The following is a 16,188-nucleotide window of genomic DNA, read 5'->3' on the forward strand; positions in this document are numbered from 1 at the left end:
CCTGTGAACAAAGCTCGTCATACGTTATTCACCGCCTTAAGCGGCTTGTTACTGCTCGGTGCCAGTGCCCACAGCCAGGCTGAAAGCGTTATTCGCATTGGTCTGGGGGCCGATCCGGACATGCTCGATCCCCATCTGGCGCGCACCTATTACGGTCGCTTTGTCTTTGCCGCGATGTGTGACCGTCTGGTGGATGTGGATGAAAATCTGAAGGTGGTGCCAGGACTGGCAACCGACTGGGCATGGAGCGATGAGGGCAAAACGCTGACCATGAACCTGCGCAGTGGCGTGACCTTCCAGGATGGCGAAAAATTCGATGCCAACGCGGTGAAGTTCAATATTGAGCGCGCGTTAACGCTACCGGGATCGCTGCGTAAAAGCGAAATCTCCTCGATTGACAGCGTCGAAGTGAGCGGCCCAATGCAGGTGAAATTCCACCTGAAAAAACCCGATGCGGCGCTACTCAGCCAGTTAACCGACCGCGCCGGTGCCATGCTGGCCCCGGAAGCGGCGAAAAAATCCGACTTCGCCACGCATCCAGTCTGCTCGGGTCCGTATCAGTTTGTCAGCCGCGTGCAGCAGGACCGCATTGTGCTGCAACGTTTTAACAACTACTGGAACAAAGACGCCTATCACTTCGATAAAGTGATCTTCCTGCCGATTCCGGATGCCTCAGTGCGTCTCGCTAACCTGCGCGCAGGCGATCTCGACCTCACCGAAGGCGTCGCCGCCAGCGATGTGAAAACCGTTGAAGCTGACAGCAAGCTGGCGTTAGCCAAAGTCACCGGCCTCGGTTATCAAGGCATTACCTTCAATATCAATAACGGCAAAGTCGATGCCAATAGCCCATTGAAAGATGCGCGCGTGCGTGAAGCCTTCTCGCTGGCGATCGATCGCGATGCCCTGAATCAGGTGGCATTTGAAGGGCTGTATACACCAGCTAATCAGGCGTTTTCTCCGGTAAGCCCTTATCACGTCAACACGCCTATCGCCGCACGCGACGTGGAGAAAGCCAAGGCGCTGTTGAAAGCCGCTGGCGTCACCACACCACTGAATCTGACACTGATGGTGACCAACAACCCCACAGCACAGCAGGTCGGTCAGGTGATTCAGGCGATGGTGGGCGAGGCAGGCTTTAACCTCAATTTACAGATGAGCGAGTTCGCCACCTTACTGGATCGCCAGCAGCGCGGCGATTACCAGCTCAGTTTGTCAGGCTGGTCAGGTCGTCCCGATCCGGATGGCAGCATCTACTCCTTTATCAACAGTAAAGGCACGCTGAATGACGGGCGCTACAGCAGTACGCAAGTCGATGAGTGGCTGAACGCTGCCCGCCTCACCAACGACCAGGCACAACGCCAGGCGCTCTACGGCAAGGTGGTGAACCAACTGCAAACCGATATGCCTATCGCCTATCTCTACTTTGAGCCGCGTATTTTTGGCATGACGAAAAAGTTGCAGGGCTTTAAAGCCTGGCCGGATGGTTTAGTCCGTCTGGCCGGTGTGAGCCTGGCGCAGTAAACCGCTGAGGAGCGATGATGCTGGAACTGATTGTTAAACGCCTGCTGCTGGCCATTCCGACGCTGCTGCTGGTGAGCATTATGGTGTTCGCCTTGCAAAAACTGCTGCCGGGCGATCCGGTGCTGGCGATGGCCGGAGAGGAGCGCGATCCGGCGGTGATTGCGCAGCTGCGTGCCGAGTATCACCTTGATGATCCGATTTCTACCCAGTATTTCTCGTGGGTGGGGAGTGCGCTGCAAGGCGATCTTGGCATGTCACTGCGCACCAAAGAGCCCGTCACCGCACTGATCGCCAGCAAACTGCCGGTGACGCTGGAGCTGTCGCTGTTGGCGATGATCATTGCGCTTTCGATTGGCATCAGCATGGGCATCATCGCGGCGGTGCGTAAAGACAGTTGGGTCGATCACACCACCAACTTTGTCGCGCTATCCGGCATTTCGGTGCCGCATTTTTGGTTGGGTATCCTGCTGATCCTGCTGTTTTCCGTGCATCTGCAATGGTTGCCCGCCTCCGGGTTTGTGCCGATCAGCGAAGATGTGGTGCAGAACCTGAAAACCTTGTTGCTGCCTGCGCTGGTATTAGGCACCGGCCTGGCGGCGACGCTGATGCGGCATACCCGCGCCTCAATGATCGGCGTGCTGAAAGCGGATTACATCCGCACCGCACGCGCCAAAGGGTTGCTGGCACCAAAAGTGGTGCTGAAGCATGCCTTCCGCAACGCGTTAATGCCGATCGTCACACTCACCACGCTGCTGTTTGGTGAACTGCTGGGCGGTGCGGTGCTGACTGAGCAGGTTTTCACCCTGCCTGGTTTCGGCAAGATGATTGTTGATGCGGTCTTCAACCGTGATTACGCCGTGGTGCAAGGCGTGGTGCTGGTGGTAGCGATCGGCTTTCTGCTGCTGAATCTGCTGGCGGATGTGCTCTATCTGTTAATCAACCCGAAAATGCGAGGCTAGCCATGAGCGAGGTTTTAACAGCGGGCGCAGTGCCCGCGGTCACACGCCCTAAGCGCCGGGTACTGAATAAATTTCTGCGCAACAAAAGCGCCATGATAGGTGCAGTTATCGTTGTGCTGTTTGTCGCCGTGGCGCTGCTGGCGCCCTGGCTGGCACCCGCCGATCCGATCAAGGCTAATTTCCTCGCCGTGCGCAAAGCGCCTTCGGCACTCTTCTGGTTTGGCACTGACGAACTGGGCCGCGATATTCTGTCACGCCTGATTTGGGGTGCTCGCACCTCACTGCTGGCGGGCTGTATCTCGGTGATGATCGCCATTTTGATTGGCGTGCCGCTGGGCTTGATTGCTGGCTACTGGCAAGGATGGTGCGACGGCATTATTTCGCGCTTTATCGAAGCCCTGCTGGCCTGCCCGTTTTTGATTCTGGCCATCGCCTTGGGTGCCTTCCTGGGACCGAGCCTCTCGAATGCGATGATCGCGATTGGCCTGTCGGCGATGCCGATTTTTGCCCGCCTGACGCGAGGCCAGGTGATCGCCATCCGCCATGAAGAGTATATCGACGGCGCACGTGCCATTGGCTTGCCGGATCGCTGGATCATCTTGCGCTATGTGCTGCCCAACGTAATGTCTCCGATTCTGGTGCAGGCCACCCTGGCAATTGCCTCCGCCATTATCACGGAAGCCAGCTTGTCCTTCCTCGGCCTGGGTCAGCAGCCACCTTCCCCTTCCTGGGGAGCGATGCTGAATACCGCCAAAGGCTATCTGGAGCAGGCACCCTGGATGTCGATTTTCCCAGGTCTGGCTATTTTTCTTACCGTGCAGGGCTTCAATCTATTGGGTGACGGACTGCGCGATGCGCTTGATCCGCGCAATGACTCACACTAAGGAACCGTTATGAGTGATTTGGATTTCAACGTTAGCTACGCCTCACACCGTGCCCCGATGATGGGACGCAATGCAGTGGCAACCTCACAGCCGTTGGCGGCACAAGCAGGCATGCGCATGTTGCAGCAAGGCGGCAATGCGGTGGATGCCGCGATTGCCACCGCCATGGCGCTGACCGTGCTGGAACCCACTGGCAACGGCATTGGCAGCGATGCGTTTGCGATTATCTGGGATGGCAAACAGCTGCACGGCTTGAATGCTTCCGGTCGCTCCCCCGCCACCTGGAGTGCGGATCGCTTTGCCGGGCACAGCACCATGCCGGAAATCGGCTGGGAAGCAGTGACCGTACCCGGTGCGGTTTCCGCCTGGGTTGCGCTGGCCGAGCGCTTCGCCACCCTGCCGCTTACCACACTGGCGCAACCGGCCATCGAATATGCCCGTGATGGTTTCCCGGTTTCGCCGTTGATTGCCCACTTGTGGCAGCGCGGTTACAACAAACTGAAAGCCCAACCGGGCTTTACCGCGTGCTTTGCACCGGATGGCCAGCCCCCGCGCGCGGGTGAACTGTTCCGTAACCCGGCGCAGGCTGCGACGTTGCAGAAAATCGCCGAAACGCGCGGCGAAGCGTTTTATCGCGGGGAACTGGCGGAGAAAATCGTGGCCTTTGCCGAGCAGCATGGCGCAGCGCTGAGTATGGCCGACCTCAACCACCACCGTGCTGACTGGGTCGATTTGCTGTCACGCCCCTTTGCCGGTGGATCGGTGCAGGAACTGCCGCCGAATGGTCAGGGCATCGCCACGCTGATTGCATTGGGTATTCTGGAGCAGTGGGATATTGGCCGTTATCAGCCTGATTCGGTGCCGTGGCTGCACCTGTCGATTGAGGCAATGAAGCTGGCACTGGTGGATCTGGATCGCTACGTCACGGATTACGATCATCTGGAATTCCCGGCAGAGCTGTTACTGAGCGACCGTTATTTGCAGCAGCGTGCGCAACTGATCAATCCTGACCAGGCCGGTGATTTTACCTTCGGTTCACCGCAGCAAAGCGGCACCGTCTACCTCTCAACCGCCGATGCCAGCGGTATGATGGTGTCGTTCATCCAGTCCAACTATATGGGCTTTGGCTCTGGTGTTGTGGTACCGGATACCGGCATCAGCCTGCAAAACCGTGGCTGCGGCTTCTCACTCGATCCACAGCATCCCAACGTGGTGGCAGGCGGGAAACGCCCTTTCCACACCATTATCCCGGCATTTGCTCTGGATGCCGCAGGCCAGCCATTGATGTCATTCGGCGTGATGGGCGGACCGATGCAGGCGCAGGGGCATTTGCAGCTGGCGTTGCGCATCATGCAGCATAAACAGAACCCGCAGGCGGCGATTGATGCCCCACGCTGGCGTGTCGAGCAAGGCCGCGCAGTGGTGGTGGAACCAGGGATTGATCGTAACGTGCTGGCGAAGCTGCGTGAGATGGGGCACCAGATTACGGTGGAAGATCCGCTGCAAAGCTACAATTTCGGCGGTGCGCAGGCGATTGTGCGCGATTCGCAAGGCTTCTACATTGCCGCCACCGAAAGCCGCAAAGATGGGCAGGCACTGGTGTTTTAATATCGGTGCGCATTAATGCGCACCCTACGAAAAATTGCATCCAACTTTGTGAGGTCGCCATTTATGGCGACCGCCAGCCGTTGTACACGCCAGGCCATTGCACTATTCTTTAGGACCATTCCCACTGAATCGTATATATAGCCATAACAGGAGTTCAACATGGCGTCAGGATTATCCCGCATCTGGATGCGTACCGGCATGCTTATGGTCAGCGCACTGGTAGTGCTGCAACTTACCGCCTGTGGCGATAAAGAAGGCGATCAACGTAAAGCCTTCACCGATTTCCTGCAGAACACCGCCATGCGTAGCGGTGAACATCTGCCCAGCCTGAGCGAAAACCAGAAGCAAACCTTCGGTAACTACGCCAGCGACTACGCCATCCTGTATGGCTTCTCTCAGCAGGCCAACCAAGCGGTTGAACAAGGCATGCGTCCCGTGGTGGATGAGCTGGCGGCAATCCGTGTACCGCAAGATTATCTGACCCGCCGTGATTCTCTGCGCCAGGCGAGCGGCAACCTGAGTGTGCTGTCGCAACAGATTCAAAGCGCCAAAATGCAGGCCGACAGCAGCAAAGCCACGCTAAAGCAGCCCGACGATCTGAAAAAAGTGTATGACAACGTGTATGCCAAAGTGGTGACGCAGCCTGCCAGTACCCTGATTCCCCTGCTGCCTCAGCTGCAGGCATTGAGCCAGGCGGCGGTGCAAACCGGTGACTATCTGCAATCACAGGGCACTCGCGTGAGCTTTAACGACGGCGGCGTGCAGTTCCCAACTCAGGATCAAGCCACGCAGTACAACACGCTAATGAGCAACCTCTCCAGCAATGCACAAGCACTGACCCAAGCGCAAAATGCCGTGCAGGGTGGTTTGTAACCGCGCGATGTAACCTGATGCCGGGCGGCCAGACGGTCGCCCCTACAGTCGTTATCCCTCCGTCCTTCTTTTCAGATTTTTCGTCACTTCCTTACAACTGACTTTTCTGCGTAGACAGAGTGTGATCTGGCGCATTTTCGACCAAAAAATGTTTGTGATCCAAATCACATTTACGAGACAAACCTCATCCTTGCAAAGGTGACTTAAGTCACATTTATCACCTTGTTTTGCTTAATATTTCGCCACCGTACTTTTCTTACACCCCAATAGTGTGATCTACGTCACCTTATAGCACCCCAACCACCCCAATATTGCGTGATCTGCATCACACTTATCCCGGATGCTACGCAGCGTAATAAACTAGTGCTAGAGTCCGCGTGCATACAGTGATGCCACGGCCCGCGCCGGAATGGCTCAATAAAAGTCTTAACAAAAACAACCGCGCTCTTATTGCAGCGCGTCTCAATAAGGGGTGGGTTTATGTCCTCATCAGCGAAGGTCAAGGTCCAGAGCTTTGGTCGCTTTCTGAGTAACATGGTGATGCCAAACATCGGTGCGTTTATCGCCTGGGGTATCATCACAGCACTGTTCATCCCAACCGGATGGATTCCTAACGCAACGCTGGCGAAACTCGTCGGCCCAATGATCACTTACCTGCTGCCACTGTTGATCGGTTTCACCGGTGGACGTCTGGTGGGCGGCGATCGCGGCGGCGTGGTCGGTGCTATCACTACCATGGGCGTGATTGTCGGTGCAGATATGCCGATGTTCCTCGGCGCGATGATTGCCGGTCCACTGGGCGGCTGGGCGATCAAAACCTTTGACCGTATGGTTGATGGTAAGATCAAAAGCGGCTTCGAGATGCTGGTTAACAACTTCTCAGCCGGTATCATCGGTATGCTGTTGGCGCTGCTGGCGTTCATCGGCATCGGTCCGTTGGTAGAAGGTTTGTCGCACATCCTTGCGGCGGGCGTAAACCTGATGGTGCAGAACAACCTGCTGCCATTGACCTCGATCTTTGTTGAGCCAGCGAAAATCCTGTTCCTCAACAACGCCATCAACCACGGCATCTTCTCTCCTCTGGGCATCCAGCAGGCGAGCGAAGCCGGTAAATCTATCTTCTTCCTGATTGAAGCTAACCCAGGCCCGGGTATGGGCGTGCTGGTTGCTTACATGATTTTTGGTCGCGGTAGCGCCAAACAGTCTGCAGGCGGTGCGGCGATCATCCACTTCCTCGGTGGTATCCACGAAATTTACTTCCCGTATGTGCTGATGGCACCGCGTCTGCTGCTTGCAGTTATCCTCGGTGGTATGACCGGTGTGTTCACCCTGACCGTGCTGAACGGCGGCCTGGTGTCTCCTGCTTCTCCAGGTTCAATCCTGGCTGTGCTGGCGATGACACCAAAAGGGGCTTACTTCGCTAACATCGCTGCCATCATCGCCGCGTTTGCTGTCTCCTTCGTGGTCTCTTCTATCCTGCTGAAAACCAGCAAAGTGAAAGAAGATGACGATATCGAAGCCGCGACCCAGCGCATGCGTGATATGAAAGCGCAGTCAAAAGGCCAGACCGTTGCGGGTTCGCCAGTGATTGCCGATGCCAACAGCGTTGACGTCAGCCACGTGCGTAAAATCATCGTCGCTTGTGATGCCGGTATGGGTTCCAGCGCCATGGGTGCAGGTGTGCTGCGTAAGAAAGTGCAGGATGCCGGTCTGAGCAATATTTCGGTGACCAACAGCGCGATCAACTCGCTGCCGGGGGATGTTGACCTGGTGATCACCCACCGCGATCTGACCGAACGTGCGATGCGCCAGGCGCCGCAAGCGCAGCATATTTCGCTGAACAACTTCCTCGACAGCGCGCTGTACAGCAACCTGACCGAGCGTCTGGTGGCCGCCAACCGCAGCGAAGCACATCGTGAGACGGTGCAGACCACGCTGGCAGACAGCTATGACGACGGCAGTGCCAATCTGTTCAAACTCGGTGCAAACAACGTGTTCCTCGGCCTGACCGCCAGCAACAAAGAGCAGGCGATTCGCTTTGCCGGTGAGCAGTTGGTGAAAGGCGGTTACGTCCAGCCGGAATACGTCGAAGCGATGCTGGAGCGTGAGAAGCTGACCCCGACTTACCTGGGTGAGTCTATCGCCGTACCGCACGGTACCGTGGAAGCCAAAGATCGCGTGCTGAAAACCGGTATCGTGTTCTGCCAGTATCCCGCCGGTGTGCTGTTTGGTGAAGAAGCGGATGACGTTGCGCGCCTGGTGATCGGTATCGCGGCACGCAACAACGAACACATCCAGGTGATTACCAGCCTGACCAACGCGCTGGATGATGACAGCGTGATTGAGAAGCTGGCGAACACCACCAGCGTTGAAGAAGTGCTGGCGTTGTTGTCGCCTAAAGCGTAAACCACGTTTTAACTCCCTGGGGCGGGCAAGCCCGTCCCACATTTCCGGGGCGGATTTGCCCGCCCTTTCGTCATTTGATATGGGTCAAATTTATGAAAGCGTTACATTTTGGAGCAGGTAACATCGGCCGCGGTTTCATCGGTAAGTTACTGGCTGATGCCGGTATTGAACTGGTGTTCGCGGATGTCAATCAGGTGGTTCTTGATGCCCTTAACGCCCGTCATGAGTATCCGGTTCATGTGGTTGGCGAGCAGGCAAAAGTTGAAATGGTGACCGGCGTCAGCGCCGTTAATAGCACTAGCGACGACATCGTGACGCTAATTGCTGAGGTTGATATCGTTACCACGGCGGTTGGTCCGCAGATTCTGGAGCGCATCGCAGGTGGTGTCGCGAAGGGGCTGGCCAAACGCAGCGATAACGGTAATGTCCGTCCGCTGAACATCATCGCGTGTGAAAACATGGTGCGCGGCACCAGCCAGCTGAAACAGCACGTGTTGAAAGCATTGCCAGAGCAGTATCACGCGTGGGTAGAAGCTAACGTCGGCTTCGTCGACTCCGCTGTGGACCGCATCGTGCCGCCATCTGAAGCCGGCAGCAACGATCCGCTGGAAGTCACCGTGGAAACCTTTAGCGAGTGGATCGTTGACAAAACCCAGTTCAAAGGTGCACTGCCGAACATTCCGGGCATGGAACTCACCGATAACCTGATGGCGTTTGTGGAACGCAAGCTGTTCACCCTGAACACCGGCCATGCCATTACCGCTTATCTTGGTCAGTTGGCCGGCCACGCCACCATTCGTGATGCGATTCTCGATGAGAAAGTGCGTGCCGTGGTTCAGGGTGCGATGCAGGAAAGCGGCGCGGTGCTGATCAAACGTTACGGTTTTGACGCCGATAAGCACGCGGCCTATATCCAGAAAATTCTCACCCGCTTTGAAAACCCGTACCTGAAAGACGATGTTGAGCGTGTTGGCCGCCAGCCGCTGCGTAAGCTGAGCGCCGGTGACCGTCTGATCAAGCCAACGCTGGGCACGCTGGAGTACAGCTTGCCGCACGCCAGTCTGGTGCAGGGCATTGCCGCCGCCATGCATTATCGCAGCGAAGCCGATCCCCAGGCGCAGGAACTCGCTGCGCTGCTGGCAGAGAAAGGCCCACAGGCCACGCTGGCGGAGATCTCTGGACTGGACGCCAATAGCGAAGTGGTCACCTCTGTGGTGAGTGCTTACAACGCTATGGCATAATGCGCGCCCTTTAATAGCTCATTCGGGCACGGTGGCCAACCGTGCCCGTCGGCGGTATCTGAACGATGCAGGCAATAATGGAAGAGAAGCAAGCTTTTGAAAACCGGGTGCTAGAGCGCCTGAACGCCGGTCGATCGGTGAGAAGCTTCCTGATCGCCGCCGTTGAGTTACTCGCCGAAGCGGTGAACCTGCTGGTCTTGCAGGTGTTTCGCAAAGACGATTATGCCGTTAAGTATGCGGTGGAACCCTTGCTGCTGGGTGATGGCCCGCTGGGGGAACTCTCCGTGCGCCTGAAGCTAATCTACGGCCTGGGCGTGATCAATCGCCACGAATATGAAGATTGTGAACTGTTGCTGGCGCTGCGTGAGGAGTTGAATCACGACACCAGCGATTACCGCTTCACCGACGATGAAATTCTGGGTCCGTTTGGCGAACTGCATTGCGTCGTGGCCTGGCCACCGCAGCCCGACTTCACCCGTGAAGACGATGCGCTGCGCAGTATGCAGCAGCAACGCTATTTGCAGATGGTGCGTTCCACCATGGTGCTGTCGTTGACGGAGCTGATTTCCCGCATATCGCATAAGCAGGCGTTTAAGAAACCTGCGGTTTAGGCAAATCCCCGCTTTGCTGCAAATTCACCCCAATTTGATGTATCCTTTGCCTGTTTTCCTTAACGAGTTTCCCCCTGATGAAAGAACAAGAAAAAGCCGAGATCAAACGCCTCAGTGACCAGTTAGACGCGTTGAATCGCAAAGAACCGCAGCTGCTGGAAGCGGGCGATGCCGAAAAGCTCGGCGAGCTGTTGAAAGAGAAAGAGACGCTGGTGCAGGAAATTGAGCGTCTGCGTAATGTGCGTGATGAAAAACTGAGCAAAGAAGCGCAGCAGTTGCAGAAGCTGGGCTTCAGCCGTGAAATCACCAAGAAAGAACAGGCTAACATGGGCGCATTAAAGAAAAGCGTGCGCGGCCTGGTGGTGGTGCATCCGATGACCGCGCTGGGGCGTGAGATGGGGCTGAAAGTGATGACCGGCTACGCGAAGCAGCCGTTCTGATACGTGATTACGCGGCGTGTGATACGTCGCGTTCTACGCCGCCCGCGGCCAGCAGCACCTGCTCATTGAGCGTATCCAGCATGGCGTAACGGCGGCGATACTCTGCGCGTTTCTTGCTGGCAATCTCTTCAAGATCCTTCCGCTCCATACGCAGTGGCAGCGTAAACATTTCATCCTGACGCATTTCCCCGCCCAATGAGCGCCAAAACTCGCTGTAGCTGGCAAAGAATTTGTCGCTCTTGCTGTGACGATAGCGCAAACTGCGAAACACATGAGTGGTATCCCCCACCGCCGTGATAGCTTGTACGCCGCACTGCTGCGCTAAAATAAACACCGCTTCCATCAGTAAACGTTTCGGGAAGACACCCTGCGCGGCTTTTGTCGCATCACGGATGACATCGTTAGAAATGTGTTTCCGCGGCCCCTGTAATCCACCAATCAATAATGTTCGCGTGTTTTTTTCCTGAATGATGGAAAACGAGAGTGAAGCAATATTCATGTTTTGATAATGCAGCGTCAGGGTTATTTCACCTTCACGATCAAAATGTCCCGGACAGCAGTGAATAACAAACGCCTCATCATTTTTTCCCGTAAAGGCAGCAATCACGTTTTTTGCCGGGCTTAACATCAGTTGACGCAGGCTGGCATTATCCAGCTTATTCATCAACTGGTAATGGTCCAGCAATGCTTGTGCACGCTGTGCCACACTGAAACCGGCACACAGATAAGGGCGATGCGGTTTGGCAGGCAGTAAACCCTGCATACACAACAGCTGTGGCAGAAACGGCAGCTTCGCCAGTTCGTTGAGGTAATTAAAGGTGCTAATTGGGAATACCAGAGAGCGTAACGCATATTTAAAGCGGAACATTTTACTGTTCCATAATTTATCCGGTGTGACTTTGCCACTGATTAACGGCAAAAACAGCGCGGTCGACGAATCATTATCCGTCACAGAGGTTGTGATAGTAGACATAGTTATTTTAGCTTCGCGAGATCGACTGCGGCTACTGTATGCCCCAAATTATCAACGACGCGTTAATAACGACCACAAGGGAATTATCAGTGAGGGAAATATCGGAGTGGTTGAAGAAGTGTTTAGGTTTCGTAAAGAAGAAACCGGTGAAACAGGTTCACCGGTTGAGCACGATGGCAGGATTACTTAGCAGCAGCGAAACGTGCAGCCGCTTCGTCCCAGTTCACTACGTTCCAGAACGCTTTGATGTAGTCAGGACGTTTGTTCTGATACTTCAGGTAGTAAGCGTGTTCCCACACATCCAGACCGATGATTGGGGTACCTGATGCGCCAGAGATGGCTTCACCCATCAGTGGGCTGTCCTGGTTAGCGGTTGAAACCACAGCCAGTTTGTCGCCCTTTTTCACCAGCCACGCCCAGCCTGAACCGAAACGGGTGGTAGCGGCTTTCTCAAACTCAGCCTGGAAAGCTTCAACGCTGCCGAAATCTTTTTCGATAGCCGCTTTCAGTTCGCCCTGCAGCGAGGTGCCCAGTTTCAGGCCTTTCCAGAAGAAGCTGTGGTTAGCGTGGCCGCCCGCGTTATTACGCAGTGGGCCTTTTTTGTCTGCTGGCAGCTGATCCAATTTAGCGATCAGTTCTTCAACCGGCAGGTTAGCGAATTCGGTCCCTTCCAGCGCTGCATTGGCGTTGTTAACGTAAGCCTGGTGGTGTTTAGAGTGATGGATTTCCATCGTCTGCTTGTCGAAGTGCGGTTCCAGTGCATCGTATGCGTAAGGCAGGGATGGCAGTGAATAACTCATGTTCTTCCTCTCCATTTAATGTTTTGCAGCATCACCTTCGCAGTGTGCCGCGTAAGCAGTCGGATCATTATAGTTAAAATCATGATCTGGAAAAGGGTTATCAATGCCTTAGAAATGATAAGGATTTGATGATTCTGGAAAAAGGTGCGCACAGACCGCTACACACCTTCTTATGGGGAGTGATTAACGGCCTAATTCGGTCAGAGATTTGTCCAACGCACCGACCAGCCAGTCGATATCCGCTTCCTGGAACGCCAACGGTGGACGCAGCTTCAGCACGTTACCGTATGGCCCTGCCACCGAGGTCAGCACATGGTGATCGCGTAGCTTCTCAGTGAGGTCCAGCGCCAGTGCTTTATCCGGGGTTTTGCTCTCACGGTCCTGTACCAACTCGAAGCCGATAAACAAGCCTGCACCACGCACATCACCTATGCTGTCATGGCGATCCATCAACTTCTGCAATTCGGTCAACAGTTTGGCACCCACCACGCGGCTATGCTCCTGCAAACCTTCTTCTTTAATCACGGTGAGCACCGCCTGCGCGGCGGCCATCGCCACCGGGTTACCGCCAAAGGTATTGAAGTAAGGGATGTCGTCACTGAACGCCGCCAGCACATCACTCTTCGCCAGCAGTCCAGAAACCGGAATACCGTTGCCCATTGGTTTGCCAGTGGTCACCACATCCGGCACCACGCCGTGACGGGCGAAGCCCCAGAACGCATCACCGGTACGACCAAAGCCGGGCTGCACTTCATCAGCAATGAAGATACCGCCGTTGGCATGTACCACATCCACCGCTTTCTGCAGGAAGCCCGCTGGATTCGGCAGCACACCATCGGATGAGAAGATGGAGTCAGCGAGGAAGCCAGCAAATTTAATGCCGTGGGCTTTCATGTCGTCGATTTGCTTCTGAATTTCATTGGCAAACCATTCACCCAGATCCGGTGCATTTACGCGGTAAGCATCCGGCGGTGACACTAAGCGCGTGGTTGCCGCCAGCGGTTGGCCGCTGCCCAACGCAGGAGAGACGCCTGAGGTGAGGTCGCTGGTGCCATGGTAGGCTTCCTGCGACACGATAATCCCAGTACCTCCACTGAAAGCACGCGCGATACGAATCGCCAGATCGTTCGCTTCAGAACCGGTACACATATACATGGCGCGGTCGATGGCATCCGGTGTGGTGGCCAGCAGCTCATCGGTGTAGTCCAGAATACGTTCATGCAGATAGCGCGTGTGGGTGTTCAGCATTTTCATCTGCTGATTGACGGCTTCAATCACCGCTGGATGGCAGTGCCCAATGCTCGCCACGTTGTTGTAGACGTCGAGGTATTTGTTACCTGCGGCATCCCACAGATACTGGCCTTCACCGCGCACCAGATGCACCGGCTTACGATAGAACAGGCGATATGACTCGCCCAACACTTTGCTGCGCTTGTCTGTCAGCTTGCGGGTTGCCGCATCCAGACCGTCGGCGTGCTCAGCACGAAAACTGTTGGTGTCCATGATGGTGGAACGTGTAGCCATGGTAACTCCCGTTGCGAAGGTGAAGGGGTGCATGATGAATAACCGTTTGCAGACATCATGCCTGCTTTACTGAGAAATGCAACTAAATACACAAATACAACCAAATACACATGACGCCGTGATGACACTCAGGTAAGCTTAGGCTCAGATCATTAGGCTACAGGGAAATGTCATGCTGCAGGAAACCCGCTTACACCGCATTCGCGCCCTTCTGACCACGCAACATCAGGTCAGTACGGAACGCATTATTAAAGAATTGGGCATTTCGCGGGAAACGGCACGGCGCGACATTATTGAACTGGAAGCGCAAGGGTTAGCCCGCCGCGTACACGGGGGGTTGGTGGCGATGGACAGCCAGCCGGAACCACCGTTACAGGTGCGCCGCAATGCGCAGGCAAAAGAGAAGCGCGCTATCGCCGTGGCGGCTGCACAGCATTTACAACCGGGCCAGACGCTGTTTCTCGACGCAGGCACCACCACCACCATGCTGGCAGAAGCGCTGCGCACCATGTCAGGCCTGACGATTATCACCAACAGTTTGCAAGCCGCCCTGGCGTTGAGCGCTGCTGAAGAGCATGAGACGTTGAATAATCAGGTGATTTTTCTCGGCGGTATGATGATGGCGGGCGCACAGCAGACGCGTGGTGAGATGACAGTGGGTGAGATTTACCGCTATCGCGCCGATGTGGCGCTGCTTTCGCCGGTGGGTATTGATGCCAAAAACGGCGCCAGCAGTTTCCATCCGCACGAAGCTGCCATTGCCCGCGCCATGGTGCAGCAGGCCAGTCGCACTATCCTATTAGCCGACCACAGCAAACTCGGTGTGATAAGCCGGACGGTGTACGCGCCCATCAATGAGGTGGATCTGCTGATCTGCGATGGCGGCCCGACAAAAGCAGGCGCACTGGCAGCATTACAAAAAGCGCTGCCGGACGTGCAGGTGGTTTAACGCCATTTGCGGCGTGATGCTCGTCAGTTAAGAACTCAGGCCGCTGATGAATGAGTGGCCTGTCTTTTCAGTGCGGGCTCTGCCGCCACTACTGCCCCCTCTGGGCCGTCCTCGCACCGCTAAAGCGGTACCTTCGACTTCCACGTCGTGCCGGACGGACCGTTCGCGGATGACCATCCATGGTCGGCCGCGAACTGCCCCACGCCTCCCCGCGTGGGTCTCCTGGCCCAACGTAAAAGTCTCAGCGCTGCGGATAGCCCTGAGGGTGCAGCAGAGGCGTCAGAGCTTCAGACTGTGTGCCCTTTTTGACAAGTCGCACTGAAGCTCATGAGCTGGCTGGGGCCGCACCGGGGCAGGCATTCCGCAGCGCTGAGCTGAGCGAGAATGCCAGGAGAGCCCGCAGGACGCGGGCGAAAGGTGGCGCTGGAACATGGATGTTCCATCGTGAACTGAACCCCTTAACCTGGACTCTTTAAGTCAGCTTAATTTGATTATGAGTCCGGTACTCCACCGGACTCAGTCCGCCCAGTCCCATCTTTATCCGCTTGTCGTTCCAGANCACCGGTCCGTAAGGCAGACGAGTGAAGTGAAGGCACCGCGAAGCGGCGCGAGGACCGCCAGCCCCGGTGCGGCTCCAGACGGCGTTAACGCCATTCTCTTAACTGGCAAGCACTACGACGCTTGCATCTTTATTTAATGATCGGTAATTTATTTGTATGTTCAAAACGCATTGAGGTGCGCTATGACGGAAGTTATCGACACGGTTAACCGCAAAACGCGTGGCCGCCCAAAAGTGTTTGACCGCAACGATGCATTAGACAAAGCATTGATGTTGTTCTGGGCGCATGGCTATGAAGGCACATCGCTGTCTGATTTGGTCAATGCAACCGGTGCAAAAGCGCCAACGCTGTATGCAGAATTTGAAAATAAAGAGGGTCTGTTTCGCGCCGCGATGCAGCGCTATATCGAAACCTTTAGCGCCCAGCGTAACGCGGTGCTTAACGATGACACTCTCGATGTGAAAACGGCTATTGAAGCCTATTTCCGCGCCACTGCGGCCTGTTTTACCGAGTGTGATAAACCGGCTGGATGCTTCTTTATTTGTACATCCAGCGCCCTCTCATCGGGTTCGGAAGAGATCGCCCATATGCTGGCGCAGCAGCATCACGCTCAGGAACGCGCTTTGCAGCAGTTCCTGGATAGCCGACAGCAGCGTGGTGAGTTGCCGCAATGCGCTGACAGCGCAACCCTGGCGCGTTTTTTAGCCTGCCTGTTGCAAGGCATGTCCGTGCGCGCACGCGAAGGTGCAGCACGCGATGATTTAGACAAAATTGTGGATACGCAGATGGCCATTTGGCCCGCGTTGGCGGGATACTGTGAGCTAACCGCGAAGTAACCG

14 protein-coding genes are annotated in these 16,188 nt (G+C 55.7%); 11 read left to right on the top strand and 3 right to left on the bottom strand.

What is annotated here, in order from left to right:
• The first annotated feature begins 3 nt into the window (after positions 1-3).
• The 9 genes from ACPUC8_RS00570 (at position 4) to ACPUC8_RS00610 (ending at position 10,543) form a co-directional block, all read left to right on the top strand.
• A complete protein-coding gene (locus ACPUC8_RS00570) occupies positions 4-1,521 on the top strand; it encodes an ABC transporter substrate-binding protein (RefSeq protein ID WP_494925430.1) in 1,518 nt (505 codons plus the stop codon).
• Positions 1,522-1,538: 17 nt separating this feature from the next.
• Positions 1,539-2,480 carry an ABC transporter permease gene (locus ACPUC8_RS00575; protein WP_039335021.1) on the top strand — a complete coding sequence of 314 codons (942 nt, stop codon included), beginning with the start codon at positions 1,539-1,541 and terminating at the stop codon, positions 2,478-2,480.
• Positions 2,481-2,482: 2 nt separating this feature from the next.
• The gene (locus ACPUC8_RS00580; RefSeq protein ID WP_283228603.1) at positions 2,483-3,364 is read left to right on the top strand and encodes an ABC transporter permease; all 882 of its coding nucleotides are present in this window, start codon (positions 2,483-2,485) and stop codon (positions 3,362-3,364) included.
• 9 nt (positions 3,365-3,373) lie between these two features.
• On the top strand, positions 3,374-4,972 hold the full coding sequence (locus tag ACPUC8_RS00585; protein WP_494925431.1) for a gamma-glutamyltransferase family protein: 1,599 nt from the start codon (positions 3,374-3,376) through the stop codon (positions 4,970-4,972).
• A 159-nt stretch (positions 4,973-5,131) separates the two neighbouring features.
• Complete coding sequence (locus ACPUC8_RS00590; protein WP_039335026.1) at positions 5,132-5,845, top strand: DUF3053 domain-containing protein; 714 nt, start codon at positions 5,132-5,134, stop codon at positions 5,843-5,845.
• Between the two features lie 480 nt (positions 5,846-6,325).
• Positions 6,326-8,251 carry a PTS mannitol transporter subunit IICBA gene (locus ACPUC8_RS00595; protein ID WP_039335028.1) on the top strand — a complete coding sequence of 642 codons (1,926 nt, stop codon included), beginning with the start codon at positions 6,326-6,328 and terminating at the stop codon, positions 8,249-8,251.
• Positions 8,252-8,343: 92 nt separating this feature from the next.
• The gene (mtlD, locus tag ACPUC8_RS00600; protein WP_039335031.1) at positions 8,344-9,492 is read left to right on the top strand and encodes a mannitol-1-phosphate 5-dehydrogenase; all 1,149 of its coding nucleotides are present in this window, start codon (positions 8,344-8,346) and stop codon (positions 9,490-9,492) included.
• 65 nt (positions 9,493-9,557) lie between these two features.
• Positions 9,558-10,103 carry a mannitol operon repressor MtlR gene (mtlR, locus tag ACPUC8_RS00605; RefSeq protein WP_197063363.1) on the top strand — a complete coding sequence of 182 codons (546 nt, stop codon included), beginning with the start codon at positions 9,558-9,560 and terminating at the stop codon, positions 10,101-10,103.
• Positions 10,104-10,180: 77 nt separating this feature from the next.
• A complete protein-coding gene (locus ACPUC8_RS00610; RefSeq protein ID WP_039335039.1) occupies positions 10,181-10,543 on the top strand; it encodes a YibL family ribosome-associated protein in 363 nt (120 codons plus the stop codon).
• Positions 10,544-10,550: 7 nt separating this feature from the next.
• On the opposite strand, the gene ACPUC8_RS00615 is transcribed toward ACPUC8_RS00610, so the two are convergent.
• The 3 genes from ACPUC8_RS00615 to ACPUC8_RS00625 form a co-directional block, all read right to left on the bottom strand.
• Complete coding sequence (locus ACPUC8_RS00615) at positions 10,551-11,516, bottom strand: VirK/YbjX family protein (RefSeq protein ID WP_494925432.1); 966 nt, start codon at positions 11,514-11,516, stop codon at positions 10,551-10,553.
• A 182-nt stretch (positions 11,517-11,698) separates the two neighbouring features.
• Positions 11,699-12,316, bottom strand: a complete 618-nt coding sequence (sodA, locus tag ACPUC8_RS00620) for a superoxide dismutase [Mn] (protein WP_058972877.1) — start codon at positions 12,314-12,316, stop codon at positions 11,699-11,701.
• Positions 12,317-12,499: 183 nt separating this feature from the next.
• A complete protein-coding gene (locus ACPUC8_RS00625) occupies positions 12,500-13,840 on the bottom strand; it encodes an aspartate aminotransferase family protein (protein WP_494925433.1) in 1,341 nt (446 codons plus the stop codon).
• A 172-nt stretch (positions 13,841-14,012) separates the two neighbouring features.
• On the opposite strand from ACPUC8_RS00625, the gene ACPUC8_RS00630 reads away from it, so the two are divergent.
• Positions 14,013-14,789, top strand: coding sequence for a DeoR/GlpR family DNA-binding transcription regulator (locus ACPUC8_RS00630; protein ID WP_494925434.1), 777 nt, complete (start codon positions 14,013-14,015; stop codon positions 14,787-14,789).
• A gap of 742 nt (positions 14,790-15,531) precedes the next feature.
• Positions 15,532-16,185 carry a TetR/AcrR family transcriptional regulator gene (locus ACPUC8_RS00635; RefSeq protein ID WP_039334397.1) on the top strand — a complete coding sequence of 218 codons (654 nt, stop codon included), beginning with the start codon at positions 15,532-15,534 and terminating at the stop codon, positions 16,183-16,185.
• Positions 16,186-16,188 lie beyond the last annotated feature (3 nt).

The sequence above is a fragment of the Pantoea sp. CFCC18177 genome (assembly GCF_059412425.1).

Excerpts from the sequence above, each read along its gene's own strand:
- ACPUC8_RS00575 (WP_039335021.1), top strand. The coding sequence starts at position 1,539 with ATGCTGGAACTGATTGTTAAACGCCTGCTGCTGGCCATTCCGACGCTG.
- ACPUC8_RS00580 (WP_283228603.1), top strand. The coding sequence starts at position 2,483 with ATGAGCGAGGTTTTAACAGCGGGCGCAGTGCCCGCGGTCACACGCCCT.
- ACPUC8_RS00585 (WP_494925431.1), top strand. The coding sequence starts at position 3,374 with ATGAGTGATTTGGATTTCAACGTTAGCTACGCCTCACACCGTGCCCCG.
- ACPUC8_RS00590 (WP_039335026.1), top strand. The coding sequence starts at position 5,132 with ATGGCGTCAGGATTATCCCGCATCTGGATGCGTACCGGCATGCTTATG.
- ACPUC8_RS00595 (WP_039335028.1), top strand. The coding sequence starts at position 6,326 with ATGTCCTCATCAGCGAAGGTCAAGGTCCAGAGCTTTGGTCGCTTTCTG.
- mtlD (WP_039335031.1), top strand. The coding sequence starts at position 8,344 with ATGAAAGCGTTACATTTTGGAGCAGGTAACATCGGCCGCGGTTTCATC.
- mtlR (WP_197063363.1), top strand. The coding sequence starts at position 9,558 with ATGCAGGCAATAATGGAAGAGAAGCAAGCTTTTGAAAACCGGGTGCTA.
- ACPUC8_RS00610 (WP_039335039.1), top strand. The coding sequence starts at position 10,181 with ATGAAAGAACAAGAAAAAGCCGAGATCAAACGCCTCAGTGACCAGTTA.
- ACPUC8_RS00615 (WP_494925432.1), bottom strand. The coding sequence starts at position 11,516 with ATGTCTACTATCACAACCTCTGTGACGGATAATGATTCGTCGACCGCG.
- sodA (WP_058972877.1), bottom strand. The coding sequence starts at position 12,316 with ATGAGTTATTCACTGCCATCCCTGCCTTACGCATACGATGCACTGGAA.
- ACPUC8_RS00625 (WP_494925433.1), bottom strand. The coding sequence starts at position 13,840 with ATGGCTACACGTTCCACCATCATGGACACCAACAGTTTTCGTGCTGAG.
- ACPUC8_RS00630 (WP_494925434.1), top strand. The coding sequence starts at position 14,013 with ATGCTGCAGGAAACCCGCTTACACCGCATTCGCGCCCTTCTGACCACG.
- ACPUC8_RS00635 (WP_039334397.1), top strand. The coding sequence starts at position 15,532 with ATGACGGAAGTTATCGACACGGTTAACCGCAAAACGCGTGGCCGCCCA.